The organism is Rahnella sp. CG8 (assembly GCF_023701875.1).
GTDB lineage: Bacteria > Pseudomonadota > Gammaproteobacteria > Enterobacterales > Enterobacteriaceae > Rahnella > Rahnella aceris.
In genome coordinates, this window is the sequence record NZ_JABAED010000010.1 from 50,870 (window position 1) to 76,243 (window position 25,374).

Below are 25,374 nucleotides of genomic sequence, written 5' to 3' on the forward strand. Positions count from 1 at the left end.
GAAACGTTGATGTCGAATTCTTATGACTCCTCAAGTATCAAGGTATTAAAAGGGCTGGACGCGGTGCGTAAGCGCCCCGGCATGTATATCGGCGATACCGATGACGGCACTGGTCTGCACCACATGGTATTCGAGGTTGTGGACAACGCTATCGACGAAGCCCTCGCGGGCCACTGTAAAGAGATTCAGGTCACGATCCATGCGGATAACTCTGTTTCCGTACAGGATGATGGCCGTGGTATTCCGACCGGCATTCATGAAGAAGAGGGCGTTTCTGCTGCTCAGGTCATTATGACCGTTCTTCATGCTGGTGGTAAATTCGACGATAACTCGTATAAAGTCTCCGGCGGTCTGCATGGCGTAGGTGTTTCCGTCGTTAATGCCTTGTCGGAAAAACTGGAACTGGTTATCCGCCGTGAAGGCAAAGTGCACACTCAGACTTACGTGCACGGCGAGCCGCAGGATCCGCTGAAAGTGATTGGCGATACTGACGTAACCGGTACCACGGTACGTTTCTGGCCGAGCTTCAACACCTTCACCAATCACACAGAATTCGAGTATGAGATTCTGGCGAAACGCCTGCGTGAACTGTCATTCCTGAACTCCGGCGTGGCAATCCGTCTGCTGGATAAACGTGATGGTAAGAATGATCACTTCCATTATGAAGGCGGTATCAAAGCCTTCGTGGAATACCTGAACAAAAACAAAACCCCAATCCATCCGACCGTATTCTATTTCTCTACGATGAAGGACGATATTGGTGTTGAGGTTGCGTTGCAGTGGAATGATGGTTTCCAGGAAAACATTTACTGCTTCACCAACAATATTCCACAGCGCGATGGCGGGACTCACTTAGCCGGTTTCCGTTCGGCGATGACCCGTACCCTGAACGCTTACATGGATAAAGAAGGTTACAGCAAGAAATCCAAAATCAGCGCCACCGGTGACGATGCCCGTGAAGGTCTGATTGCTGTGGTGTCTGTGAAGGTACCGGATCCTAAGTTCTCTTCACAAACCAAAGACAAACTGGTTTCTTCTGAAGTGAAAACGGCCGTTGAAACGCTGATGAACGAGAAGCTGGTGGATTACCTGATGGAAAATCCGTCAGACGCCAAAATCGTTGTGGGGAAAATCATCGACGCTGCCCGTGCCCGTGAAGCAGCCCGTAAAGCCCGTGAAATGACCCGCCGTAAAGGTGCGCTGGACCTGGCTGGCTTGCCAGGCAAACTGGCGGACTGTCAGGAACGTGACCCGGCTCATTCCGAACTGTACTTAGTGGAAGGGGACTCAGCGGGCGGCTCAGCAAAACAAGGCCGTAACCGTAAGAACCAGGCGATTCTGCCGTTGAAAGGTAAAATCCTCAACGTAGAAAAAGCGCGCTTCGACAAAATGCTTTCTTCTCAGGAAGTGGCAACACTGATTACTGCGCTCGGTTGCGGCATTGGCCGTGACGAGTACAACCCGGACAAACTGCGCTATCACAGCATCATCATCATGACCGATGCCGACGTCGATGGTTCACACATCCGTACCCTGTTGCTGACGTTCTTCTACCGTCAGATGCCTGAAATTGTCGAGCGTGGCCACGTGTTTATCGCACAGCCTCCATTGTACAAAGTCAAAAAAGGCAAGCAGGAACAGTACATTAAAGATGATGAAGCGATGGATCAGTATCAGATTTCCATTGCGATGGACGGGGCAACGTTACACGCCAACGCCCATGCACCAGCCCTGGCGGGTGAACCGCTGGAGAAACTGGTGGCTGAACATCACAGCGTGCAGAAAATGATTGGCCGCATGGAACGTCGTTATCCGCGTGCGCTGCTGAATAACCTGATCTATCAGCCGACCCTGCCGGGGTCAGATCTGACCGATCAGGCGAAAGTTCAGACCTGGATAGAATCGCTGGTCGCGCGTCTCAATGAGAAAGAGCAGCACGGCAGTTCTTACAGCGCGATCGTGCGTGAAAACCGTGAACATCAGCTTTTCGAACCGGTTCTGCGTATCCGTACACACGGTGTTGATACGGATTACGATCTCGATGCAGACTTCATTCAGGGTGGCGAATACCGCAAAATCTGTGCGCTGGGCGAACAGCTGCGCGGCCTGATCGAAGAAGATGCCTTCATCGAACGTGGCGAACGCCGTCAGCCAGTGACCAGCTTCGAGCAGGCGCTGGAATGGCTGGTGAAAGAGTCCCGTCGTGGTCTGTCGATTCAGCGATACAAAGGTCTGGGTGAAATGAACCCTGATCAGCTGTGGGAAACCACCATGGATCCTGAACAACGTCGCATGTTACGTGTGACCGTGAAAGATGCCATCGCTGCTGACCAGTTGTTCACTACGCTGATGGGCGATGCGGTTGAACCGCGTCGCGCCTTCATCGAAGAGAATGCCCTGAAAGCGGCCAATATCGATATCTGATAATGGCGTGAGCTGATAAAGAGTCCGAAACGGGAAACCGCTTCGGACTTTTTTTTTCGTCTGACGCGACCCGCATTGCGGCTGGCTTTACAGCGGGTAATCGCGTTAGCATTGCGCAAGATTTCTTAAACTCTGAGGATGCTATGGCTATTGAATTAATTGCAATTGATATGGACGGGACATTGCTCAATCCGCAGCATGAAGTGACCCCTGCCGTTAAAAAAGCGTTGTCAGAAGCACGGGCGAAAGGTGTGCAAATCGTTCTGGCGACCGGCCGTCCGTTCGTCGGTGTGCAGCGTTATCTGATGGAACTGGATTTACAGCAGGACGGTTGTTACTGCATCACCAACAACGGCGCGCTTGTGCACAATGCGAAAGATGGCAGCGTAATTGCCGAAGTAGCCCTCAAAATTGAAGATTATCACTACTTTGAACAGCTGGCGCGTGACCTTGGTGTGCATTTCCATGCACTGACCAAAACCGATCTGTTTACCGCCAACCGCCATATCAGCAAATACAGCGTACATGAATCCTTCACCACCGGCATTCCGTTGCAATTCTGCCCGGCAGAGGAAATGGATCCGGCACTGACCTTCCCGAAAGTCATGATGATTGACGATCCGGACTTGCTGGATCGCGCCATCAGTCAGCTTCCTGCTGAAGCAAAAGAACGCTACACCATCATGAAAAGCTCACCGTATTTCCTCGAGATCCTCGATAAGCGCGTGAATAAAGGTGAAGGCGTGAAAGTACTGGCGGAAAAACTGGGTATCGCGCGGGAGAGCGTGATGACGCTCGGTGATCAGGAGAACGACATTGCGATGCTGGAATACGCCGGAATTGGTGTCGCGATGGGGAATGCGCTGGACAGCGTAAAAGCCGTCAGCCAGTTCGTTACCAAAACAAACACGGAAGACGGCGTGGCGTTTGCGGTCGAGAAATTTGTTCTGAACGTCTGAGCTTGTACCGAAGGAACCTTGCAGCCATGGAAAAACAATTAACTTCTGATGCCCGCGGGCATCAGCTCACCAACATTAATGTCTGGACGCCGGACAGCCAGTGGCTGGTGTATGACGTCCGTCCGCATGGCGGTTCTTTTAGCGGTTCAACCATTGAGCGCGTGAATGTCGAAACCGGTGAGACGGAAGTCCTTTATCAGGCAAAAGACGGCGCGCATGTGGGAGTGGTGACCGTCAGCCCGGATCTTCCTGTCCGTTATGCGTTTATTCATGGCCCTGAAAATCCTGATGCCAGCTGGCAGTATGATTTTCATCACCGTCGCGGAGTTATTGTCACTGAGCCCGCGCGCGAAAAGGCCATCACGCTGGATGCGATGGACATTACCGCCCCCTTTACCGCCGGAGCCCTGCGCGGTGGCACACATGTTCACGTCTTCAGCCCGGATGGTTCGCGTCTGAGCTTTACCTATAACGACCATGTGTTGCATGAACGCGATCCGGCGCTCGATCTGCGCAACGTCGGCGTGGCGATTTCAGGATATCCCGTTATTCCGCCAAAGCATCATCCCCGTGAATACGATGGAAGCCATTTCAGCATGCTGGTCAGCGAAACCACGCCCTGTCCTCACCCCGGCAGCGATGAAATCAACCGGGCTTACGAAGAAGGCTGGATTGGCCGTGAAGGCTATCTGAAACCGGATGGCAGCCGTCAGCGGTGGGCGCTGGCTTTTATCGGCGACACGCTTTCCGCTCGTGGTGAAAAGCACCCGGAAATCTTTGTGGTGGATTTGCCGCGCAATGATGAGGATTACCGTCAGGCGGGTGATAAACCTTTGCAGGGCACGCCGGAAATGCTGCCTGCGTCACCCGCGGGCGTGAAACAGAGACGGATTACTTTTACTGAAAATGGTATTGCCCTGCAACCGCGTCACTGGTTGCGCGTATCGCCGGATGGCGCAAAGATTGCGTTTCTGATGCAAGATGAAACCGGAGTGGTTCAGGTCTGGACGGTGTCACCTAACGGCGGCGCGCCGGCGCAAATCAGCCAGTCTGAAAGCGGAATTCAATCAGCCTTCAGCTGGAGCCAGGACGGAAAATCACTGGCGCTGGTATGCGATAACAGCGTGATGCGGCTGGACATGGAAAGCGGAAAGATGCAGCGGTTAACGCAACGATCAGAAAACGCACCCTGTGCCGATGCCGTAGTGTATTCTCCCGATGGCAGCAAAGTGGCGTTTATGCGTCAGTGTAACGGCTATGCGCAGATTTGCGTGGCCGATAGCGATTAGCGAACGATGTAAACCGGTCGGAACAGGCCGGTTTTATTGTGACTACTTCTTATGTGTCGACGATTTTTGCTGACGCGGCGTGGTCGTCATGGGCGGGATGTGATCGATATCCACACCGTTACTCAGCGCAATATTGTGTTCTTCACTGGCTTTGACGCGATCGCGCGTCGTCACTTTCCCGCTGCGAAAATAATCATAAGGCAGCAATACCGTATCCAGCACGGCGCTGAACGGCAAATCAATCAACAGCAGCGGCGTCATCGCCCAGCTGGTGTCATCGCTTTTTATCATATTCACATCAGCACGTGCGCCTGAATAATATCCGGTGTCACCACCTGTATGGCTCATTACGCTGGAGCAACCGCTCGTCGCTAAAAAAACACATCCTGTCATCAGCGGCGTTAATGCAAATTTCGTCATGTTAGAACTCATCTTATGCTGTCAGGCTGAGCTTATACGTCAATGTGACTTATACCACTCAGCCCAAAAAATTAACAAAGCAAGCTGTAGCTCTGTGGCTGCGATCCCATTAAGTGTAATTACTATTTGAAATCTTGCAGGAATTCGCCTGCTCTCCCTGGATTTTAGCCCTGTCCCGCCATGTATTTTGGCTGTCATCATATAAACAACAGCCAAATTTTTTGTTTTTTCAGGCTTGAAATATGCCCTTTTGTCTCCATTTTAACTGTACGACGCAGGAGGAGAAACGCCGGAAGGGTTCTTCTGTCATCACTGTGACGCTGGTCTGTCCGCCTGGAAGGCTATTTAAAAAACTCGCTGAATATCAGGAGAAGTAGCAATGCGTAATTTTGATTTATCCCCGCTCTACCGTTCTGCCATTGGTTTTGACCGTTTATTTAATCTTATCGAATCGGGTCAGAATCAGGGCGGCGGCTACCCCCCTTATAATGTCGAGTTGGTTGACGAAAATCATTACCGGATTGCTATCGCGGTCGCAGGTTTTGCCGAATCTGAGCTGGACATCACTGCGCATGACAACATGCTGCTGGTCAAAGGCGCGCATGCACCTGGCGATACTGAGCGAACCTATTTATATCAGGGCATCGCGGAACGTAATTTCGAGCGCAAATTCCAGCTGGCTGAACATATTCAGATAAAAGCGGCCAATTTGTCGAACGGTTTGCTGTATATCGATCTGGAACGTGTCGTTCCTGAGTCGTCCAAACCACGGCGTATCGAGATCCGTTAATTCAGCGACCATCATCGTTGTTGACCGCCACGAAATGAAAAAGTTTAGGCTCGCCGTCAGGGAGCTGTACTGTCACATCCAAAAAGGATGACGACATTAATCATCTCGCTTCAAAGAAGGAGTTACATTATGCGTAATTATGATATTTCCCCATTACTGCGTCAGTGGATTGGTTTCGATAAATTAGCCAGTTCAATGCAAGGCGCCGATCAGGCTTTTCCTCCTTACAATATTGAAAAGTCTGATGACAACCATTACCGCATTTCACTGGCGCTGGCCGGTTTCCAGCAAAGCGAACTGAATATTGAAGTCGAAGGGCCGCGATTAACGGTCAGCGGCACACCGGCTCAGCCGGAAACTAAAGTGGAATATTTGCATCAGGGGCTGGTGATTAAGCCTTTCACCCTGAGCTTCACGCTGGCAGAGCATATGCACGTCTCGGCGGCTGAATTTACGCATGGCTTGCTGCATATCAATCTGGTTCGTGATGTACCGGAAGCATTGCAACCGCAAAAAATTGCGATTGGTACTGAAAAACCGGCGCTGGAAAATCAGTCCGAATAAACGTGATCTGTTTATGTTCCCCCGATGCGGGGGAACATAAAGCAGGATGTGATGAGGTATATATTATCTTAATCAGTAAGTAAAACGAGGTGTATTTATTTTGTTCAAGTCTTTCAAAGCGTTTTCCGTAATTGAAGCTCTTAGTGATGAGGTAAGCATGTATTTAGAGTGATGTAACTTAACGATAATATTCGTCAACTGTGATTCGGTTGTAGTTCTTGTAACACCCATCAAATACTATACAAAGTGCTTCCACAAAATGCATGATCTGTTTTGTGTTGTAGTCGTAAGATATTTCACCTATATTTGCATCAAAGAGTTTAATCATGTTCCCATCTGTTCTGATAGCGATGGAATGGCCTCCCTTGCAACCCTCATAAATACCTATTTCATATAAGCTGTCTTGCCTTAACGATTTTACCAGCCCTTCGATTCTTGCAGCGGTAGTACTGGCCTGCGGCAGAGTTGACGTTTTTAAGCAGATCAACCTCCCCTCATTCTTCATTATCAGATGGTATGCGTCTTCAGTACGCATGTAGTTTACCTTGGGGGAATGCCCTTTACGGTGAAAATTATCAAATAAACTTTTTTGTGCTTTTAATTTAGCTTGTTTATATGCCAACGCAGAGTTCTGTTCCTGAATATTCATTATTCCTAATATCAATCGATGCGATGCAGAGGTATTGATGAAACATTTGAAACTACTCCAATCTCTACCAGTAATTAAATATGCCGCAGAGAGGCCATAACAGGCTCCACGTAATCCGTACTGAATTTGTTTACTTTCTGAGTCTCTATGACTTCCTAACCATGCTCCACCAAGATTTCGGGGGTTGTTAGCTACCCATTTGTTTTGCTGTATGTACGTCACCTGATTAAAAAAACTGTATGTACCGTTTGTTTTATTAATATATTGACGTAATCTGTTAATCATTTTCTCACCTATTTTTTAAATCAAAAAATACATATTGCATAAAAATACGCCAGTGATAATAAAATTCCCATTTAATTGATTATGTAAAATACTAAAGCTCTTGACTGGGTTTTTATTTCTTTGATAAATAATGTTATTTTTTTGTTTAACTGTAAAAAATATAAAGTGATGTATATCTATATATAAAATGAATTGATTTTTTTGAATGAATGTGTATCTGGATGCGTTGAGGGAGATATAAATAACTTTATGATGTCATTGAGAATAAGATTGTTTTCTACTCATGAGTAAGGGTCCTTAGATTGATAAAGTGACCCGAAAGAATATCATTCCTTCTGGTCACTTTATTGTGAAAAATCAGCCTTCAGCGTGGGCTTTTTCTACTTCTTCTGCCAGAATTTTCACGCCGCGCTCGATCTGTTCCGCATCAGGCACGTAATTCATCCGCATGCACTGATGCGTATGTGGCCACGGATGCTCGAGACCCGGGAAGAAGTAATCGCCCGGCACCATAAGTACCCCACGTTGTTTCAGGCGCTGATACAGCACTTCGGTGGTGATCGGTAAATCCTTGAACCACAGCCACAGGAAAATCGCCCCTTCCGGTTTGTGGATCAGGCAACGTTCTTCCGGCAGATAACGGCGCAGCGTGGCGATAGTTTCCTGCACGCGCTGGAAATAGAACGGTTTGATCACTTCTTCGGAAAGGCGCAGCAAATCGCCACGGACAATCATTTCATGGGCAATCGCTGGGCCGACACTACCCGGCGACAGACTGATAATACCGTTCATATTACTGATCGCTTTGATGATTTTTTCATCAGCAATCACGATGCCACAGCGGGAACCCGGCAGGCCGAGTTTCGACAAGCTCATGCACAGGATAATATTCGGATTCCACAGCGGCGTGGCGTCAGTGAATACGATGCCCGGGAACGGCACGCCATACGCGTTGTCGATTAATAACGGAATATCTTTCTGCTGTGCCAGCGCATCGAGGCGGATCAGTTCTTCGTCAGTAATGACGTTGCCGGTCGGGTTGGTCGGGCGTGACACGCAGATCAGGCCGATATCATCGGTGATATTCAGATGATCGAAATCGACGTGATATTTGAACTGGCCTTCCGGCAGTAATTCGATGTTCGGCTTGGCTGAAACAAACAGATTTTCGTCCAGACCGGCATCGGCATAACCGAGATATTCCGGTGCCAGCGGGAATAATACTTTTGACATACTACCGTCGGCACGGCGTCCGGCGAACAGGTTGAACAAATAGAAGAATGCGCTCTGGCTGCCGTTGGTCAGTGCGATGTTTTGCGCGTCAAGCTGCCAGCCGAGTTCTTTCTGTAACATGTCTGCCAGCGCATGACGCAACACATCTTTGCCCTGCGGCCCGTCGTAATTGCACAGCGCTTCGGTCAGCTTGCCTGCGGCGAGCATTTCCGTCAGCAGCGTCTGGAAATAATCCTGCATCTCAGGAATTTGCGCCGGATTACCGCCGCCGAGCATCACCGCGCCAGGCGTGCGTAAACCGTCATTCATGTCGCCCATCAGGCGTGTGATGCCTGAAAAACGGGTAAATTTGTCACCGAAAGCAGAAAACGTCATAGAAAGCTTTGTATGTTATCGAAATGTGATACCCACCATAACGCCTGCAGCAAGGCAGTGCAATCGGACCAGCGGGTTTTGGCGTGGAGAAGTATTAAAAAAGATGAATACGGAAAATCATTCAATGTATTTTTCGAATATCCCTGAACGGAACCCTTTATGCTTAATGACAGAGTAATAAAAAACGGCTTATGATATTTTTTCTTTCTTGGCATAATTATGTTTAAGAATATATATATCAGGTTGATAAAATGAAAAGAAGCATACTTATACTGAATACTTTCACGGCAGGCGGAGGAGACCATGCGCTGGGAAAGAAAATAAAAGACATCGCGCGGAGCACCCAGGCTGAGGGGGCATTAATTACGGTGAATGCCAAAACAAGACATATTAATATGCAGGGAAAGGAAGTGTTCAGTCCGGGTAAAAAATTGGATTATGATGACCCGGTAATTATTGTGACGCCCTACAGTCTCCTGTCTCCCGATGTATTATCGACAGTGCTGGCTGATTTTTTCTATCAGCTGGACATAATCACATGCAACACCGTTATTCTCATTGATGAAATGGATGTCACCCGAGGTGCGGCTTCATCTGATCGTGATTATAAAGCTGCCCTGTTGAGTCTGTGCTTCGAAAACATCATTGTCCAGAGCCTTGGATTCGCTAAGAAATCGATGGGTTATTTACCCATGCCTGAGCAGGAAGTTATCAATATACAAAAATCAGCAAAACAGGAAATCATTAAATTACTGGACGGTTATAACTTATCGATGCCGGCAAATTGTAGCTTATATCTTGCCTATTTAAGTTCTGATACCGTGACAACCTGTGCTCAGATTTTTATTATTAATTCATTGATAGAAGACAGTGGCTTGCTGAATAATTCAGCTTATGTCCTGGTGTGCAGGGAAAAAGGGAGTATTGAACGATTACTGAAAAACCTCAAAGGTTCCTTATCAGGGTCAATTTATAATGATTTGTTTTCTGAATGTCACTATTCAACCATGCAAGACGAAAATATATTCCAGTGCCACGGCTTCTCCCGCGGTACGGGAAAGAAAAAAGTACATATCGTTATTACCCAAACCATTCCCGGCACGACGTTTAAAAATCTGACCAGTATCAGCAAGACTGGCATGATGTCGGGCGATCAAAGCCTTTCCGATTATTTGTCACTGAAAAAGCGGTTACCTTATTACGACAAGCAAACCTGGAAAGACCCTCTTATTAAAGGATTGAAGACCCGTGCCCGTGAACTGGGGGGCGAAGAATTGCTCAACAAATTTAAGTCGATGGTCGCCGGAAGAAAAGCCTTTACTGGCAGCCTTTCCTTTAAGCTTCTGGCACCCGACGATGCCCCGACGCTGGCGCTGAAAAGCAGTCTTCATGCGTTTAACAAGGAAATATATGCAAGAAAAGCTGACGGGAAAATCAGAGAGATATTAATGAAATACCTCTGACCCTTCGAAAATAATCGGGAGACCGGCCGCAGGATTGCGCCCGGACCGGTCTCGCCCATTCTTTATCTTACTTCTTCAGAACTTCCGGGTTCACGCAGAACTGTTTCACGTCACCCCTGAGTGCGGCGATCAGGTTATCCACTGCGCAGGCCGCCATATCGTAGCGGGTTTCATGAGTCGCAGAGCCGATATGTGGCAGCGCCACCACGTTTGGCAGGCTCAGCAGCGGAGAATCTTTTGGCAGCGGCTCAGTCTCGAACACGTCCATACCAGCACCATAAATCGTACCGGCTTTCAGCGCTTCGATCAGGGCTGGTTCATCGATAACCGGGCCACGACCTGCGCTGATCAAAATCGCGCTGGATTTCATCTTCGCCAGCTCTTCCTTACCGATCAGATGGAAGGTTTGTTCGGTCATTGGCAGCAAGATACAGACGAAATCAGACTCTTTCAGCAGCTCATCCAGCTCGCATTTACGCGCGCCAAACTTCTCTTCCGCTTCTTTATGCTGGCTGCGTGCATTGTACAAAATCGGCATGTCGAAACCGAAATGCGCACGTTGCGCCAGCGCCAGACCGATACGGCCCATGCCGACGATGCCCATGGTTTTATGGTGAACATCAATGCCGAACCAGTCTTCGCCAATGTTTTCATTCCATTCACCGGCTTTTACGCGCTCGGCCACATTTACCACGCGGCGGGCGGTAGAGAGCACCAGTGCCATCACCGTGTCAGCGACGGTATCGGTCAGCGCCGTCGGAGTATGCATCATCGGGATTTCGCGGCGGGTCAGTTCTGCCACATCGAAATTATCATAACCGACGGAAATGGTAGAAACCGCACGCAGGCGCTGTGCATGGTCGAAAAGTTCTTTATCAATTTTCCCGCCAGAACCCAGTAACCCTTCGGCGTTTTGCAGCGCATCAAACACCTGAGCACGGTTCTTATCCGTAATGCCATCAAATTCAGTGATGGTGAAATGCTCTTCAAGACGCTGATGCAGGTCGGCGGGTAATTTTTTATATAAAACGATAGACGGCTTCATGACTTACTCCCTTGGGTTAAGGAAACTTCTTTCGGCTGAATGTTGGCCTTTCGCGGTCTCACCAGCAGGGTTAAACCTGCGGAAACCAGTAACGACACGGCCATGAAAATAAATGAGGCTGCCGGACTGCCCGTATTGCCGTTGAGATAGCCGACAAACCAGGAGCCAAAGAATGAGCCCAGTGCGCCGAGGCTGTTAATCAAAGCCATCGCGCCACCGGACACATTTTTGGGCAGCATTTCAGGAATAATGGCGAAGAACGGCCCGTACGGGGCATACATTGCCGCAGCCGCAACCACCAGTAAACTGTACGAAAGCCAGAAATTGTTTGTGCCAGCGGCCCATGAACCAAAGAACGCCAGCGCGGCCACCAGCAATAACGGCCAGACAAACAACTTACGGTTTTGCATTTTGTCCGATGCCCAGGACACCAGGATCATGGCGATAGTGGCGGCCAGATAAGGGGCGGAAGATAACCAGCCCGCTTCGACCATGCCCATTGATTTGCCGTCGCGCAAAATCGACGGCAGCCAGAGCACAAAGCCATACACGCCAATGCTCCAGAAGAAATATTGCAGGCAAAGCAGCACCACATTGCGCGAGCGGAAGGCTTCCCGGTAACCGCCCACCGCCTGAATGTCTTTCTGCTCTTTTTCCAGTTGTGCGGCCAGCGCCTGTTTCTCCTGGTCGCTCAGCCAGCTGACTTGTTCAGGTTTATCTTTGACGGTAAACCACCAGATAACCGCCCAGATCACCGCCGGAATGCCTTCGAAGATAAACATCTCGCGCCAGCCAAAGGATTTGATCAGATAGCCGGAAAGCACCGACATCCACAACACTGTCACCGGATTGCCGAGGATCAGAAAGGTGTTAGCACGGGAACGCTCGGATTTGGTGAACCAGTTGCTGATATACACCAGCATGGCGGGCATCACGGCAGCTTCCACCACGCCGAGGGCGAAGCGGATCACTGCCAGCATCGGAATGTTGGTTACCACGCCGGTTAAAGAGGCGAATCCCCCCCAAAGCAATAAACACCAGAAAATCAGTTTCTTAACACTGCGGCGTTCGGCGTAAATCGTGCCGGGGATCTGGAAGAAGAAATAGCCCAAAAAAAACAGTGCACCCAACAGGGACGACATCCCTTTGGTAATGCCCAAATCGTTGTTGATACCGGCCGCTGAGGCAAAACTGAAGTTCGAGCGGTCGACATACGCCAGACTGTAAGTGATGAACACGATCGGCATGATGTACCACCAGCGGCGGGTGGCGATCCTGGACTGGTTCATAACTGTTTCTCCTGATAGTGCATCAGCACGGTCCCGACGGCGCTTACTGACGTAACAGTTCTACGTAATGGCGCGTCACCGCGGTCAGATCATCACCCTCAAGCGGGAATTCGATACCGCGTGGCACATCCTGAGGCAGGCTTTTCAATAAAGGTTCCCAACTGCCATCGCTGTCATCGAGCGCGACGGCATGCCATTTTCCGCTACGTTTTTGTGCAGCTTTGACATGCACATAACCCACATGACGCGCCAGACGCTCAGCGGCCACGGCCGGATCCTGTCCGACCCACAGCCAGTTGGCCATGTCGAACGTCATGCTTAACGGCAGATGCAGCGACTCAGCAGCAAACATAAAAGCGTTAATGCGTGAAAGAATGCCGCAATCCGGCGACTGGTCATTCTCAACCACCAGCTTCACCGGGCTTGACGCCAGCACAACCTTCAGCGGGGTCAGATCCTGGCCCGGCATAAATTCGCCGAGAGAAAACTTAATGGTGCGGGCATTGAGAATGCGCGCCTCTTCAAAATATTGTGATGCATCAGAATTAAGCTTGCCACCGGCTGAAAACAGCGGAAACGGCACGGAATACACCGCAAACAATCCATGACTTTTAATTTTTTCTGCCAGCGCTGGCAACGAATCCAGTTCTCCGGCAGTGAACAATTCGCGACGAATTTCCACACCGTCGGCCTTAGCATCAGCAATCACTGAAAGCAGCTCCGCCTGGCCGCCGCGGGCTTTTACCACGCTGTTGCCGTAGGCTGCGGTAACAATGACGATTTCTCTTTTCATGAATACTTATCCTGTGAAAGCGCCCTGTAATCTGGCGCAGGCAATCATTTCCGAAACCTTATTTTAGTGGAACAAATGACAGGTCGAGCCGTTGTTAACGTTTTGTTTCGTTTTATACAACCTAATTGGAACCGGTTCCAATCGACAGGACAAAAGCGCAAAAATATGATCCCGCTCACGAAGAACGGGCAGGTTCAGGGGGAAGAAGAGGGATCAGCGCGCTGCTGTAGAACCGCGCGCAATGAGTTCGCCGGAAAACTCCAGGTCTTTAACTGGCTCAGTATTGCCCTGAATGCGGGTCACCAGTTGTCTGAGCGCCGCCACGCCCATGTCGTAAGTCGGCTGCTTCAGCGTCGTAATGCCGACGCCCGCCAGTTCTGCCCACACCAGTTCGTCAAAGCCGGATAAACCGATGTCCGGCCCCCAGCGCAGATTCAGCCGCTGCATAGCGCGTGCAACCTGTAGCGTCAGTGCGCCGTTCACACACATCACCGCTTTGTGTTTATCCGCGTGCCGTGCCACAAAGTCCTTCAGCAGATTATCCAGCCCTCCGGTATTACTCAGCTCAATTTCACCCTGTTCGGCAATATACTGCGGAGATTGCTGCATGCATTTCAGAAAGGTGTGTAAGCGGTCAAAGCGGGTGTTTATATTGGCGGGTTCGCTGATGAAAAGCAGGGCTTCAAAACCCTGCTCCAGAAGATGACCGGTCATCATCTGAGTGGCTTCCACGTTGTTAAGTCCGATCACGTCGCAGGCGAAATTCGCCACTTTACGGTCAATCAGCACCATGGGTAAATTGGCCTGTTGCAGCGTAGAAATCGCCGCCTCGCGCATCCCGACGGCATTCACCACAATGCCATCGACGCGATAACTGCTGAGTAATTGCAGGTAATGCTTTTCCTGATCCAGCTCGTTATTGGTGTTACACACCAGCAGCGTCAGCCCTTCCTGACGGCAGGCGGCTTCAACGCCACGCATCACATCGACAGAATACGGGTTGGTGATATCAGCGAGGATCAGCCCGATTAGCCGCGTTTGCCCGCTTTTCAGGCTACGTGCCATCTGGCTGGGCTGATAATCGAGCAGGGAGATCGCCCGTCCGATGCGCTCTTTCAGCGAATCGGACAGCAGGTGTTGTTCACCGTTGAGATAACGTGAAACGCTGGTTTTACCGGTTTTGGCGGCACTGGCGACGTCACGTATCGTGGCGCGAACCGCAGCGCCCGGTTCCTGTTTTTTGCTCACAGCCTTTCTCCCTTCTTGCTCATCCCACGGAGACTAGCACAGAGTGCTGAAAGACTGCATCCGCAAGTCAGCGCAAACCTTCTGCCGTTTGCACCCCGGAAACCGCTTCAGGCTTCGGCCTGCTGCTCAGGGTAAACGCGGAAATGATCGTCACGCCAAAGGCAATACCGCCGAGGATCAGATAAGTATCACTGAATCCGATACGGTCATACAAACTGCCCGCGAAGGCCGAAAGGAAAATCGCCGCCAGTTGTTTGGCAAAGTTAAACCCGATCAGATAAATGGTCGCCGAGAACCGGACATCAAAAATCTGCGTGATGTATTTGAACACGCCAACCAGCAGGAACGGTACTTCCAGCGCGTGCAGCATCTTCAGCAAAATCACTTCAACCGCCGTGGTGGCAAATGACGAACCGACAATGCGGATCGACATAATCGTACCTGCCAGCAGCAAGGTGTTTTTCGCGCCGATGCGGTTAATGATCCACGGAGAACAGAACATAATCAGTGCGTTACACAACTCACCGGCGGTGGTGACGTAGCCGAACATTTCCGTGCCCTGCTGTGGCGACGCGAAGAAAGTTTTGAAGAACGTCGCGAACTGCTGATCGAACACGTCATACACACAGGCCACGCCGATGACATACAAAATCAGCATCCACAGTTTGCGCTCTTTCAGCAACATTGCCGCCGTTTTCAGCGAGAATTGCGGCTGATTGGCACCGAGTTTATCCAAAACCTGTGCGTTTTTGTTTTCCTGTGGACGGGCAATCAGCAGCAAAATCATCAAAATGATTGCGGCCCCGGAACCCATCCAGAACACGATATCCGGGTTGATATTAAACAGCACACCCGCCGTCGAGGCGCAAATCCCCCAGCCGAAACAGCCGAACATCCGCGCCTTACCGTATTCAAACGAACTGTTGCGGCTCACTCTTTCGATATACGCCTCAGTCGCGCCCGAACCGCCCGCGAAGACGAAACCGATATAGGCGCCGCCGAGAATGGCACCGAGCACAATATTCAGTTTTAACAACGGCGCGAAGACGTAAATGAAGAATGGCGCAAACAGGAACAGCAGCACGGCGATGACCCACAGAAGATGCTTCTTCAGGCCGAGCTTGTCTGAAATGATGCCGAAAATCGGCTGAAACAGAATGGCAAACAACGACATGCTGGAGAACACGATACCGGTTTCCGTCTTACTCAGGCCGATCACATCAGAAAGCCAGATCGGTAAAAACGGATAACAGGTCGCCATGATGAAGAAATACAGGAAGAAATAGCTGCCAAATATCCAGAAATTAGTATTGTTTTTGTAGAAGCAACGATCGGAGGTTTGTGTAGAGTTCATAGTGATTTCCTTGCCGAAACCATGAAAACCGGCACTCACGTACCGGCGTTTTTTGTTGTTATCTGATTTCTTCGAAGCCCAGCAGCAGGGCACTTTCCGGATCCAACACCGGCAGTGCCAGCCCGGCATTTGCCAGCCATTCGCCGCTCAATACCGGAGATTCATGCAGCCACGCCGGTTGTACGCGCATGGTGTGACCGCTGCCGCCGCCCGCCAGCAATGGCGGTTCATCCAGCACCGTCACGCGATAACGCGCATCAGGTCTTAGCCCCGGCACCCGCAACACACCGGGTAACGACCAGGTGGGCATCGCCAGTTGGCTGACCAGGAATACCGCGCGATCGGCGCTTTCACTGACCACGCCATTGATCAGCACCGTCTCGTCGTGTGTATCCACGCGGTAAACGTCGCCGCTGTGTAATAACGGGCGAAGTTGTTGATGAAGGCGGGTGTATTTCGCAAAACCGGCGCGTTCGGTATCGCCTTCTTTCACCGGATCCAGCTCAATCCCCATGTGACCGAACAGCGCCGTCAGGCCGCGAAATTCAATGCTGTGCTGGCGTGAGGTGGCATGGCACAGCTTGTTGCCGATGTGCGACCCCATCACTTCCGGCGGGAAGAAATAGCTCATGCCGCGCTGAATTTTCTGCCGCTCCAGCGCGTCGTTATTGTCGGATGTCCAGAAACGGTGGCTGCGTTTGAGCACCTCGAAGTCAATGCGACCCCCGCCGGACGCGCAGGATTCAAACTCAATCTGCGGGAACCGTTCGCCCAGCGCGTCGAGCAGGCGGTAAAACTGCTGCGTTTGTGACGTCAGTGCCGCGCGGCCTTCATGGCCGGGCTGGACAATTTCACGGTTCATGTCCCATTTCACATAATCGACGTCGTGCTCGCCAAGCAGCCAGCTCATGCGTTCCAGCAGATAATCAAAGACCTGCGGATTGTTCAGATCGAGCACGAACTGGTGACGTCCGCTCGGTTGCTGATAGCCCGGCAACGCCAGCAGCCAGTCAGGGTGGGCGCGGTATAAATCGGAATCCGGGTTAATCATTTCCGGCTCGACCCAGATGCCAAATTCCATACCGAGTTTTTTTACATGGTCGATCACCGGTTTCAGGCCGTTCGGGTATTTCTTCTCGTCGAGATACCAGTCACCGAGTGCGGCGCGGTCGTGGTCGCGGCCACGGAACCAGCCGTCGTCGATAATGAAGCGTTCCACGCCTAACGCGGCGGATTCGGTCGCCATCTGCATGATGTAGTCAGGATCGTGATCGAAATAAATCCCTTCCCAGGTATTGAGAAGCACCGGCCGCGGTTTTTCTGTCGGGAAGCGCAAAATCTGTTCACGCACAAACTGGTGGAATTGCTGACTCATGCGGTTCAGGCCGCTGGCTGAATAACTGGCATACAGCCAGGGCGTTTCCAGAGTTTCGCCTTGCCCGAGTCGTTGCTCACCGGGGAGATACAACGCTTCGGCTTGCACCAGACGGCGGCCGTCGATTTTGATGTCGGCGCGCAGCCTGTGGTTGCCGCTCCACCCCAGATGCATTCCCCAGACTTCGCCCTGTTCTTCGCTGAAACCCGGATGACCGATCATCATCGCCGGAAAATATTCGGAAGAGGTTTTGCCGCGACGGTTTTCCTGAATGATGCCGCCGTGATCCAGCCGTGTGCGGTGCGGCTGGAATTCTTTGATCCAGCGGCCATGAAAGGCCATCACTTCGGCGGCGCGTTCCGGCAGCGGCAGCGTCACGGCCAGTCGCGTCACCTGATACGTGCCGGGTTTGAGGTTGGTCAGGCTGTTACGTGCCTGCAAAACGCCGCTGTTATCGAGGCGTAACTCGCTGCGAAATTGCAGTCCGGCGATCGGGTCTTCGGTGGTAATGGTGAGCTGGTTTTCATCGTGCTTTACCTGCGTGGTATTGAATACCGGCGACCAGTCCAGCCCGTCGCGATGGCCTTCCATGCCCGGTGTGCCGAATGAACCGCGCCCTGAGTCGGCACTGACATTCACCGGCGCTTCGACATCAATCCGGCCATTGGGCACCGCGCGGCTCAGCGAAATAATGTCATTCGCTGAAAACTGGCTGAGGCGGTTTCCCCAGTAAAGAATTTCGGCGTAAGGCATGCAACGCACGATCAGGCTGGTATTCCCGCCGGTTAAATGAACAATCTGGTTTTCCATATAGTCGCTGCTCCAAACAAAGATTTGCGCTGATAAGACGCGATCAGGTGGAGTAACTATTGATCCGAAACGTTTCGGATGGGAAATGTAAATCGTCAGATTTGTGATATAGGGTGGAAAAATAACCGAAAGGGGAAGTATCAGCGTGGTGGATGTGCGGTAACGCCCGCCTGCAGTTCAGGCTGCCAGAGAACCTGTAAATCTTTCAGTGGCTCGTTGCGGATCAGCGACATTGTCATGGTGGCGATTTGCAAACCGACCGCTTCGCGGGTGCCCTGGCGGACTGCGGTCACCGCCACATCCGGCACGCTGTCACGGGGTAATCCGTCAAAAATGATGAGTGATATACCGCCACTGAGCAGTAAACCGGCTTCATGTAACGCCAGTGCTGCGCCTTCGCCGTGCATATTGCAGTCGCAGACAATCGCCGTTGGCGGTACCGGTAGCGCCAGCAATGCCTGCGTGGTCTGATAACCGGCGCGACGGCTTGGGCTGATTTTATGCATGTAGTCCGGGTTTTCCGGCAGGGCGTTGACCTGCAACCCGTCGAGATACCCCTGATAACGCTGTCCGATAAACGATTGCTGATTATTTTCGCCAAGAAACGCGATGCGCTGATGGCCGAGTGCGGCGAGATGATCGACCGCCATCTGCATACCGGCGCGGTTATCGAAATCAAACCAGGCGTAGTCCTGCGTCAGGCAACCGCTGCGGCCCAGTGCCAGGAACGGGAAATTGCGTTGCTGCAAATCCAGCAGGCGAGGGTCGTTATCAAGCGTATGCGCCACCAGCATGGCATCGACGCGTTTGCTTTCAATCAGACGCCGCCACGAAAAGGTGCCCAGTTCATCCGGCACCAGTAACAGGTCGATTTCATGTTTGGCCAGTTCACGGGTGATACAACCGACCATTTCGATAAAAGCAGAATTACTTAAAGGGTGGGAAGTGAAGGGAAAAATGAGGCCAACGGCGTCGATCTTGCCCATTTTCAACCGGCGGGCGAGGGTGTTGGGGCGGTAACCGCGCACATTTGCCGCCGCCTGAACACGGGCTTTGGTCTCTGCTGAAACGTCATCGTAACCGTTCAGCGCGCGGCTGACGGTGGTCACGGAAATACCGAGATCTTTCGCGATAGCTTTCAGAGACATACTGACACCCGTAACGCCGTTGAGGAGACACATTGCGGGAGAATATCACATGCCAGACAAAACGGGGCCATAAGGCCCCGTGATGAATAAGGATATTCAGAGTTTACTGCAACGGACTTAGCGTGATTTCTACACGACGGTTTTGCGCTTTCCCGGCTTCGGTGCTGTTGCTGGCAATCGGATTATCCGGGCCGGCGCCGGTGGTGTGTACGCGGCTGCCTTCAACACCTTGTGTAATCAGCGCACTGCCCACGCCGTCAGCACGTTGCTGCGACAGTTTCATGTTGAGCGCGCGGGTGCCGGTGCTGTCGGTGTAACCGATCACGTTGACGGCGGTTTTCGGATACTCTTTCAGTACCATCGCCACGCCGGTCAGCGTGTTAGCGCCTGCCGGTTTCAGCGTACTGCTGTTGGTGTCGAAGGTGACGTTGTTCGGCATATTCAGCACGATGTTATCGCCCTGACGGGTCACGCTGACGCCGGTACCTTTCATTTTGTCGCGCAGTTTAGCTTCCTGCACATCCATGTAATAACCTGCACCGCCGCCCAGTGCGGCACCGGCTGCGGCACCGATCAGCGCGCCTTTGCCGCGGTCGTGTTTAGAAGAAGACAGCATACCGACGCCTGCGCCGAGCGCGGCCCCAAGACCTGCGCCAATGCCGGATTTCCCTGCTTCTGATTCGCCGGTGTAAGGGTTAGTGGTACAGGCCGACAGGCCCAGGGTGGCGCAAAGTACGCCCGCAACCACAACTAATCTTTTGCTCATCTTATTTCCTTCAGGATGTTTATTATTCAGAACTTCATCGCTGCATTATGACTTCGCGCTTTCTGACAAGTTGCACAGAAAAAGGTGTCAAAACATAAACAAATGCAACGGGAGGACATCAGTCCTGCGGCGTTCTGGCGCTCTTTATGCGCAATTTCGGCACGTTAAGCAGTAGGAGAATTCCGGATATCCGTTTTTGTATTTTTACGGATTTTTGGAACTTATTCAGAAAGGGGATGATGCCAGCGCAGAATGTACGTTGGCATATCCGTGCCGGGATGGCGGGTGTTCGCGGTTATCTCAAAATTTTCCTTGCGATAGAACGAGACGGCGCGATCATTTTGTTGGTAAACCTCCAGCAGCAGCACCGGATATTCCTCCTTTGCCGCCGCCATCAGACGCTGCGCGGTGCCATCGCCGTAGTGTGAGGCTTCTACAAACAGCGCACCGATAAACTGCTGATTCATCACGCTGATAAATCCGCAAACCTGATCATCTTCGTCGCAATCGACCCAGGTTCTGGCTTTGGGCAGAAAATCTTCTCTGACCATTTGCAGGCTTTCAATCCAGTAGGATTCGGCGATGAACGCGTGTGAAAGCAAAGAACTGCGCAGCCAGAGCATCAGAATGGCTTCGGTGTCGGCGGGCCGCGCTGCACGGATCATGACGGCTGATTCGCCGGATGGCAGAAGCAATATGACTGATGATCGTTCACCAGCCCGGCCGCCTGCATAAAGGCATAACAAATTGTCGAGCCGGTAAACTTAAAGCCTTTCTTTTTCAGCGCCTTGGACATGGCATCGGATACGGCGGTGGTCGCCGGAACCCCTTCCGGGCCAAGCGGATTATTGATGACCGGTTGGCCGCCAACAAAATTCCAGATGAATTCAGAGAAGTCTTCGCCACCGGCCTGCATCGCCAGATACGCCTGTGCGTTGCCGATAATGGCTTTGATTTTGCCACGATGGCGGATGATCCCGGCGTCGAGCACCAGCCGCTCCACGTCGTCATCGGTCATTTTCGCAATGCGCACCGGGTCGAAGTGATGAAAATTCTGGCGATAGTTTTCGCGTTTTCTCAGCACGGTGATCCACGACAGACCGGCCTGCTGGCCTTCCAGACACAACATTTCAAACAATTCGCGGCCATCTTTAACCGGCACGCCCCATTCTTTATCGTGATACTCGAGGTAAATCGGTTCTTTCGAAACCCAGTTGCATCGGGTAGTCGCCATTCTGTCGTCCTTATAAGAGGCTTAAATGCGTGGTGTCAGTGTGTGGCTTCTCGGATAACTCTGCAACGTCGCAATTTCTAAATCCCCACCTTGACGCTGGTCGGATCTGAACAATATTTAAAGCCAATCATTACGTAATCCTTACGTTTAATCCTTGCGTTGAGCGTCATTATTGAGGGAAATCACCGTTATGGCAGGCAAGAATTCGTCGATTTTACGACTCTCTCAGGGAGCATTTGCCGTGGCACTGTGCCTCGGTTTACAGGCTCCCGCGAAGGCTTTTGACCAGCTTTATGTGTTCGGCGACAGCCTGAGCGACACCGGTAACATTGGTCGCTGGACCTTCGACAGCAGCACGCATCCGCTTTATGACGAGATCTTGGCGAACAACATCGGCACAACCTTAGCTCCTTCTTCAAAAGGCGGCCTGAACTATGCCGAAGGTGGCGGTGTGGCGGTGCCGGGGCTGGATTCTGATTACACCACCCAGGATCAGGTTAAAAGCTATCTGACGTCGACCGGCGGCAAAGCCGATCCGAACGGGCTGTATGTTCACTGGATTGGCGGCAACGATCTGGCCGCTGCGGCGCTGAGCCTGAATCCGGTTACGGCGGTCGAAATTGCCACCAACAGCGCGACGCAGGCGGCCTCACAGGTGAACGATTTACTGAAAGCCGGTGCTGGCACGGTTGTGGTGCCGACGGTGCCGAATATCGGTCTGACACCGGTGCTGATGGAAGGCGTGATCCAGGTCGGATTGCTGCCGGTGCAGCAACAGGCGCTGGCAGCGGCGTATCAGTATTTGAATGCACAAAATACGCCGGATGCCGATGCCCGCACCGAGGCCATTCACAATGCGCTGGCGGCCGCTGCGGCGAAAGGCTCGGGCATTCCGCTGGTACAGGACGTGATCGCCAAAGGGCTGGCGGCCGCGTATGACGCGCTGAAAGACGTGGCGGGCGGCCTGACCGACACCTACAACACCACCGAAGATATCGCGCTGGCGAAAACCGGCGGCAATATTGCACGCGTGGATATCAACGGGCTGTTCAACGAAGTGGTTGCCGATCCGGCGCGGTACGGTTTTGCCAATACTGCCGGTACGGCCTGTCCGGTCGGGACATCCGCCTCGGAATGTACTTCGAATCTGCCGGGTTTCGACAGCAGCAAAGCTTTCCTGTTTTCTGACCATTTCCACCCGACGCCTCAGGCGCACGCGCTGATTGCGCAATATATGCAGTCGGTGCTCGACGGCCCGCTGGAAGCTTCTGCGCTGAGTCAGGGTTCACTGGCGCTGGCGCGAAATACACAAGGCTTGCTCGACAGCCGTTATCAGCAGTTGCGTACGCAGGATAACGATGCGGGAACCTTCGGCATGTTTGGCGGTTATGCCGGGCAAAGTGCGGACAGCAAATTCAGCCCGTCGATGGGGCTGGGTGATGGCGACCTGACGGCTAACTCGCTGAATATCGGCATGGATTATCAGATGACCGATCGCTGGATGATGGGGCTTATGCTTTCCGGCTCCGATGATAAAGACGATCCGACAGATCATTACAGCTACCGTACGCGCGGCTGGATGGCGACCGCCTTCACCGGCATTAAAATCGCCGAAAATGGCTGGATCAACGGCGATGTGCACTACGGCTCGCTCAATTATGACGATATCAAACGCCGCATTACGCTCGGGCCTACCACCCGGACGGAGCGCGGTGAAACGGACGGCAAACAGATCGGCGGACGCGTCACCGCAGGCTGGGACTTCCCGGTTCTGCCGGTGCTGAAAACCGGGCCGGTGGCGCAATACAGCTGGGATTACAGCAGTGTTGAAGGTTACAGCGAGAAGGGCAACAACAGTACCTCGATGCGTTTTGGCGATCAGACTTCTCATTCACAAATCGGTGCGCTCGGCTGGCGGGTGAATGCCGAACTCGGCATCGTCAATCCGTATGCGCAGGTCACCTATGACCGCCAGTTTGGCGATAAAACCTACACCACCACCGGCGCGATCAAATCCACCCGCACGCGGTTCAGCCGCACCACCGGCGAACAGGACGACGACTGGGTGGATATGACCGCAGGCTTAAACGTGCAAATCACCCACAGCATTTCAGCATTTGCGGCTATTTCACAAACCACCGGACTGGATTCCGGCGAACAAACCTCCTACAACGCCGGGCTGAGTGCGCGGTTTTAAAAGATATTATTAAGAGTGCTTTAAATGATGTCTTTAAAAGCTATACTGACGGCATAGTATGAAAAAAGGAGAAAAACTATGCCGTTTGAAATACTCACTTCCTCAGCCGCCAGTATTACTGAACTAAAACGCGACCCGATGGGAACATTTAGTGCAGGCGAAGGCGAAGCGGTGGCGATACTCAATCGTAACGAGCCCGCTTTTTATTGCGTTCCGCCCGATGTTTACGCCTATTTTCTGAGTCTTGCAGAAGACGTTGAATTGAACCGCATAATGGATGCGCGGCAGGGTGAAGAAAGGATTAGGCTGACACTGGATGACTTATAAACTCAATTTTTTCAAATCAGCTTTAAAAGAATGGAAAGCACTTGCCCCAACGATCAAGGAGCAATTTAAAAAGAAACTGGCCGAGCGGCTGGAGAATCCTCACGTGGTTTCTGCCCGCTTATGTGGCCCCAAAAATAACCGCTATAAAATCAAATTAAAGAGTCTTGGTTATCGCCTGGTGTATCAGGTAGAAGATCAGGAAATCATCGTGACCGTTGTCGCGGTGGGTAAACGCGAAGGCAACGAAGCGTATAAACTGGCTGAGAAGCGCTAAATACTGGCGTCCCGAAAGCAAATCCGGCTGAACTGATGTGTCATTCTGGCTGATTATCTTCCGTGCAGCGGGTATACTGTCGCACTCTCTTTACACCCACTTTCTCGCGTGCGAATCCAACATGCAAAAGTTTGATACCAAGACATTTCAGGGCCTGATCCTGACACTGCAAGATTATTGGGCGCAGCAGGGCTGCACCATTGTTCAACCGCTGGATATGGAAGTCGGCGCGGGGACCTCGCACCCGATGACCAGTCTGCGCGCACTCGGCCCTGAGCCTTTTGCGGCAGCCTATGTTCAGCCATCACGCCGTCCGACCGACGGCCGCTACGGCGAGAACCCGAACCGTCTGCAGCACTATTATCAGTTCCAGGTGATGATCAAACCTTCACCGGAAAACATTCAGGAGCTGTACCTCGGCTCACTGAAAGAGCTGGGTCTTGATCCGCTGATCCACGATATCCGCTTCGTTGAAGACAACTGGGAAAACCCGACGCTCGGCGCCTGGGGTCTTGGCTGGGAAGTGTGGCTGAACGGCATGGAAGTGACGCAGTTCACTTACTTCCAGCAGGTCGGGGGCCTGGAATGTAAACCGGTAACCGGCGAAATCACTTACGGTCTGGAACGTCTGGCGATGTACATCCAGGGCGTGGACAGCGTGTACGATCTGGTGTGGAGCAACGGTCCGCTGGGTAAAACCACCTACGGCGACGTGTTCCATCAGAACGAAGTGGAACAATCGACGTATAACTTTGAATACGCCGACGTCGATTTCTTGTTCACCTGTTTTGAACAGCACGAGAAAGAAGCGCAAACCCTGCTGGCGCTCGAAAAGCCACTGGCACTGCCTGCTTACGAGCGCATCCTGAAAGCGGCCCATTGCTTCAACCTGCTCGACGCGCGTAAAGCGATTTCTGTGACTGAACGTCAGCGCTACATTCTGCGCATCCGTACCCTGACTAAAGCGGTAGCTGAGGCGTATTACGCTTCCCGCGAAGTGCTGGGCTTCCCGATGTGCAAAAAGAACGATGATCATCCGAAACTAGAGAATGAGTGAGCCATC

23 protein-coding genes are annotated in these 25,374 nt (G+C 51.9%); 10 read left to right on the forward strand and 13 right to left on the reverse strand.

The features are described from left to right. Positions 1–9 precede the first annotated feature (9 nt). From gyrB to HGO41_RS11480, 3 genes are all read left to right on the forward strand, one after another. Entirely contained in the window at positions 10–2,424 is a 2,415-nt protein-coding gene (gene gyrB, locus HGO41_RS11470; protein ID WP_013573355.1) for a DNA topoisomerase (ATP-hydrolyzing) subunit B, read from the forward strand. Positions 2,425–2,567: 143 nt separating this feature from the next. Further along, complete coding sequence (gene yidA / locus HGO41_RS11475) at positions 2,568–3,383, forward strand: sugar-phosphatase (RefSeq protein ID WP_013573356.1); 816 nt, start codon at positions 2,568–2,570, stop codon at positions 3,381–3,383. A gap of 26 nt (positions 3,384–3,409) precedes the next feature. After that, entirely contained in the window at positions 3,410–4,672 is a 1,263-nt protein-coding gene (locus HGO41_RS11480) for a YidR family protein (RefSeq protein WP_250981037.1), read from the forward strand. A gap of 42 nt (positions 4,673–4,714) precedes the next feature. Here HGO41_RS11480 and HGO41_RS11485 read toward each other — a convergent pair whose 3' ends face one another. Next, complete coding sequence (locus HGO41_RS11485) at positions 4,715–5,092, reverse strand: YceK/YidQ family lipoprotein (protein ID WP_013573358.1); 378 nt, start codon at positions 5,090–5,092, stop codon at positions 4,715–4,717. A gap of 379 nt (positions 5,093–5,471) precedes the next feature. On the opposite strand from HGO41_RS11485, the gene ibpA reads away from it, so the two are divergent. Both ibpA and ibpB read left to right on the forward strand, forming a co-directional pair. Next, positions 5,472–5,882, forward strand: coding sequence for a small heat shock chaperone IbpA (gene ibpA / locus HGO41_RS11490; protein WP_013573359.1), 411 nt, complete (start codon positions 5,472–5,474; stop codon positions 5,880–5,882). 129 nt (positions 5,883–6,011) lie between these two features. Beyond that, entirely contained in the window at positions 6,012–6,446 is a 435-nt protein-coding gene (ibpB, locus tag HGO41_RS11495; RefSeq protein WP_112152005.1) for a small heat shock chaperone IbpB, read from the forward strand. A gap of 178 nt (positions 6,447–6,624) precedes the next feature. On the opposite strand, the gene HGO41_RS11500 is transcribed toward ibpB, so the two are convergent. Then, positions 6,625–7,380, reverse strand: coding sequence for a YopT-type cysteine protease domain-containing protein (locus HGO41_RS11500; protein WP_112152004.1), 756 nt, complete (start codon positions 7,378–7,380; stop codon positions 6,625–6,627). 357 nt (positions 7,381–7,737) lie between these two features. Continuing rightward, positions 7,738–8,988 (reverse strand): valine--pyruvate transaminase, encoded by a 1,251-nt coding sequence (locus HGO41_RS11505; RefSeq protein ID WP_119261057.1) that lies wholly within the window; start codon positions 8,986–8,988, stop codon positions 7,738–7,740. A 251-nt stretch (positions 8,989–9,239) separates the two neighbouring features. Here HGO41_RS11505 and HGO41_RS11510 point away from each other — a divergent pair, with 251 nt between their 5' ends. Further along, positions 9,240–10,451 carry a hypothetical protein gene (locus HGO41_RS11510; RefSeq protein WP_250981038.1) on the forward strand — a complete coding sequence of 404 codons (1,212 nt, stop codon included), beginning with the start codon at positions 9,240–9,242 and terminating at the stop codon, positions 10,449–10,451. A gap of 67 nt (positions 10,452–10,518) precedes the next feature. Here the strand turns inward: HGO41_RS11510 and ghrB are convergent, their stop codons facing one another. The 10 genes from ghrB to HGO41_RS11560 form a co-directional block, all read right to left on the reverse strand. Beyond that, positions 10,519–11,496 (reverse strand): glyoxylate/hydroxypyruvate reductase GhrB, encoded by a 978-nt coding sequence (gene ghrB, locus HGO41_RS11515; protein ID WP_153376198.1) that lies wholly within the window; start codon positions 11,494–11,496, stop codon positions 10,519–10,521. Then, positions 11,493–12,785, reverse strand: a complete 1,293-nt coding sequence (locus tag HGO41_RS11520; protein ID WP_112152000.1) for an MFS transporter — start codon at positions 12,783–12,785, stop codon at positions 11,493–11,495. The genes ghrB and HGO41_RS11520 overlap by 4 nt, the downstream gene beginning before the upstream one ends. 43 nt (positions 12,786–12,828) lie before the next feature. Next, the gene (locus tag HGO41_RS11525; protein WP_037033869.1) at positions 12,829–13,578 is read right to left on the reverse strand and encodes a sugar phosphate isomerase/epimerase family protein; all 750 of its coding nucleotides are present in this window, start codon (positions 13,576–13,578) and stop codon (positions 12,829–12,831) included. A gap of 213 nt (positions 13,579–13,791) precedes the next feature. Further along, a complete protein-coding gene (locus tag HGO41_RS11530) occupies positions 13,792–14,826 on the reverse strand; it encodes a LacI family DNA-binding transcriptional regulator (protein WP_013573368.1) in 1,035 nt (344 codons plus the stop codon). Between the two features lie 67 nt (positions 14,827–14,893). Then, entirely contained in the window at positions 14,894–16,180 is a 1,287-nt protein-coding gene (locus HGO41_RS11535) for an MFS transporter (RefSeq protein WP_112197566.1), read from the reverse strand. Positions 16,181–16,238: 58 nt separating this feature from the next. Then, positions 16,239–18,365 (reverse strand): alpha-galactosidase, encoded by a 2,127-nt coding sequence (locus tag HGO41_RS11540; protein WP_250981039.1) that lies wholly within the window; start codon positions 18,363–18,365, stop codon positions 16,239–16,241. A gap of 140 nt (positions 18,366–18,505) precedes the next feature. Beyond that, positions 18,506–19,513: a LacI family DNA-binding transcriptional regulator gene (locus tag HGO41_RS11545; protein WP_014411432.1), complete on the reverse strand. Its 1,008-nt coding sequence runs from the start codon at positions 19,511–19,513 to the stop codon at positions 18,506–18,508. 103 nt (positions 19,514–19,616) lie between these two features. Then, positions 19,617–20,279 (reverse strand): OmpA family lipoprotein, encoded by a 663-nt coding sequence (locus HGO41_RS11550; protein ID WP_037033864.1) that lies wholly within the window; start codon positions 20,277–20,279, stop codon positions 19,617–19,619. 221 nt (positions 20,280–20,500) lie between these two features. Beyond that, complete coding sequence (locus HGO41_RS11555) at positions 20,501–20,944, reverse strand: N-acetyltransferase (protein WP_013573373.1); 444 nt, start codon at positions 20,942–20,944, stop codon at positions 20,501–20,503. After that, positions 20,941–21,513: a DNA-3-methyladenine glycosylase I gene (locus HGO41_RS11560; RefSeq protein WP_037033862.1), complete on the reverse strand. Its 573-nt coding sequence runs from the start codon at positions 21,511–21,513 to the stop codon at positions 20,941–20,943. The genes HGO41_RS11555 and HGO41_RS11560 overlap by 4 nt, the downstream gene beginning before the upstream one ends. Before the next feature lie 190 nt (positions 21,514–21,703). On the opposite strand from HGO41_RS11560, the gene HGO41_RS11565 reads away from it, so the two are divergent. The 4 genes from HGO41_RS11565 to glyQ all read left to right on the forward strand — a co-directional run bounded on the left by HGO41_RS11565 (position 21,704) and on the right by glyQ (position 25,368). Further along, the gene (locus tag HGO41_RS11565) at positions 21,704–23,710 is read left to right on the forward strand and encodes an autotransporter outer membrane beta-barrel domain-containing protein (RefSeq protein ID WP_119261062.1); all 2,007 of its coding nucleotides are present in this window, start codon (positions 21,704–21,706) and stop codon (positions 23,708–23,710) included. A 78-nt stretch (positions 23,711–23,788) separates the two neighbouring features. Next, positions 23,789–24,037: a type II toxin-antitoxin system Phd/YefM family antitoxin gene (locus tag HGO41_RS11570; RefSeq protein ID WP_013573376.1), complete on the forward strand. Its 249-nt coding sequence runs from the start codon at positions 23,789–23,791 to the stop codon at positions 24,035–24,037. After that, complete coding sequence (locus HGO41_RS11575) at positions 24,027–24,311, forward strand: type II toxin-antitoxin system RelE family toxin (protein WP_013573377.1); 285 nt, start codon at positions 24,027–24,029, stop codon at positions 24,309–24,311. The genes HGO41_RS11570 and HGO41_RS11575 overlap by 11 nt, the downstream gene beginning before the upstream one ends. Before the next feature lie 121 nt (positions 24,312–24,432). Next, on the forward strand, positions 24,433–25,368 hold the full coding sequence (glyQ, locus tag HGO41_RS11580) for a glycine--tRNA ligase subunit alpha (RefSeq protein ID WP_037033860.1): 936 nt from the start codon (positions 24,433–24,435) through the stop codon (positions 25,366–25,368). Positions 25,369–25,374: the final 6 nt, after the last annotated feature.

What these genes read in the sequence shown, in the direction of transcription:
- HGO41_RS11560 (WP_037033862.1), bottom strand. Translation starts at nt 21,513, where the DNA reads ATGGCGACTACCCGATGCAACTGGGTTTCGAAAGAACCGATTTACCTC.
- HGO41_RS11500 (WP_112152004.1), bottom strand. Translation starts at nt 7,380, where the DNA reads ATGATTAACAGATTACGTCAATATATTAATAAAACAAACGGTACATAC.
- HGO41_RS11575 (WP_013573377.1), top strand. Translation starts at nt 24,027, where the DNA reads ATGACTTATAAACTCAATTTTTTCAAATCAGCTTTAAAAGAATGGAAA.
- HGO41_RS11545 (WP_014411432.1), bottom strand. Translation starts at nt 19,513, where the DNA reads ATGTCTCTGAAAGCTATCGCGAAAGATCTCGGTATTTCCGTGACCACC.
- ghrB (WP_153376198.1), bottom strand. Translation starts at nt 11,496, where the DNA reads ATGAAGCCGTCTATCGTTTTATATAAAAAATTACCCGCCGACCTGCAT.
- HGO41_RS11565 (WP_119261062.1), top strand. Translation starts at nt 21,704, where the DNA reads ATGGCAGGCAAGAATTCGTCGATTTTACGACTCTCTCAGGGAGCATTT.
- HGO41_RS11485 (WP_013573358.1), bottom strand. Translation starts at nt 5,092, where the DNA reads ATGACGAAATTTGCATTAACGCCGCTGATGACAGGATGTGTTTTTTTA.
- HGO41_RS11520 (WP_112152000.1), bottom strand. Translation starts at nt 12,785, where the DNA reads ATGAACCAGTCCAGGATCGCCACCCGCCGCTGGTGGTACATCATGCCG.
- HGO41_RS11570 (WP_013573376.1), top strand. Translation starts at nt 23,789, where the DNA reads ATGCCGTTTGAAATACTCACTTCCTCAGCCGCCAGTATTACTGAACTA.
- glyQ (WP_037033860.1), top strand. Translation starts at nt 24,433, where the DNA reads ATGCAAAAGTTTGATACCAAGACATTTCAGGGCCTGATCCTGACACTG.
- ibpA (WP_013573359.1), top strand. Translation starts at nt 5,472, where the DNA reads ATGCGTAATTTTGATTTATCCCCGCTCTACCGTTCTGCCATTGGTTTT.
- yidA (WP_013573356.1), top strand. Translation starts at nt 2,568, where the DNA reads ATGGCTATTGAATTAATTGCAATTGATATGGACGGGACATTGCTCAAT.
- HGO41_RS11540 (WP_250981039.1), bottom strand. Translation starts at nt 18,365, where the DNA reads ATGGAAAACCAGATTGTTCATTTAACCGGCGGGAATACCAGCCTGATC.
- HGO41_RS11525 (WP_037033869.1), bottom strand. Translation starts at nt 13,578, where the DNA reads ATGAAAAGAGAAATCGTCATTGTTACCGCAGCCTACGGCAACAGCGTG.
- gyrB (WP_013573355.1), top strand. Translation starts at nt 10, where the DNA reads ATGTCGAATTCTTATGACTCCTCAAGTATCAAGGTATTAAAAGGGCTG.
- HGO41_RS11480 (WP_250981037.1), top strand. Translation starts at nt 3,410, where the DNA reads ATGGAAAAACAATTAACTTCTGATGCCCGCGGGCATCAGCTCACCAAC.
- HGO41_RS11555 (WP_013573373.1), bottom strand. Translation starts at nt 20,944, where the DNA reads ATGATCCGTGCAGCGCGGCCCGCCGACACCGAAGCCATTCTGATGCTC.
- HGO41_RS11510 (WP_250981038.1), top strand. Translation starts at nt 9,240, where the DNA reads ATGAAAAGAAGCATACTTATACTGAATACTTTCACGGCAGGCGGAGGA.
- HGO41_RS11505 (WP_119261057.1), bottom strand. Translation starts at nt 8,988, where the DNA reads ATGACGTTTTCTGCTTTCGGTGACAAATTTACCCGTTTTTCAGGCATC.
- HGO41_RS11535 (WP_112197566.1), bottom strand. Translation starts at nt 16,180, where the DNA reads ATGAACTCTACACAAACCTCCGATCGTTGCTTCTACAAAAACAATACT.
- ibpB (WP_112152005.1), top strand. Translation starts at nt 6,012, where the DNA reads ATGCGTAATTATGATATTTCCCCATTACTGCGTCAGTGGATTGGTTTC.
- HGO41_RS11550 (WP_037033864.1), bottom strand. Translation starts at nt 20,279, where the DNA reads ATGAGCAAAAGATTAGTTGTGGTTGCGGGCGTACTTTGCGCCACCCTG.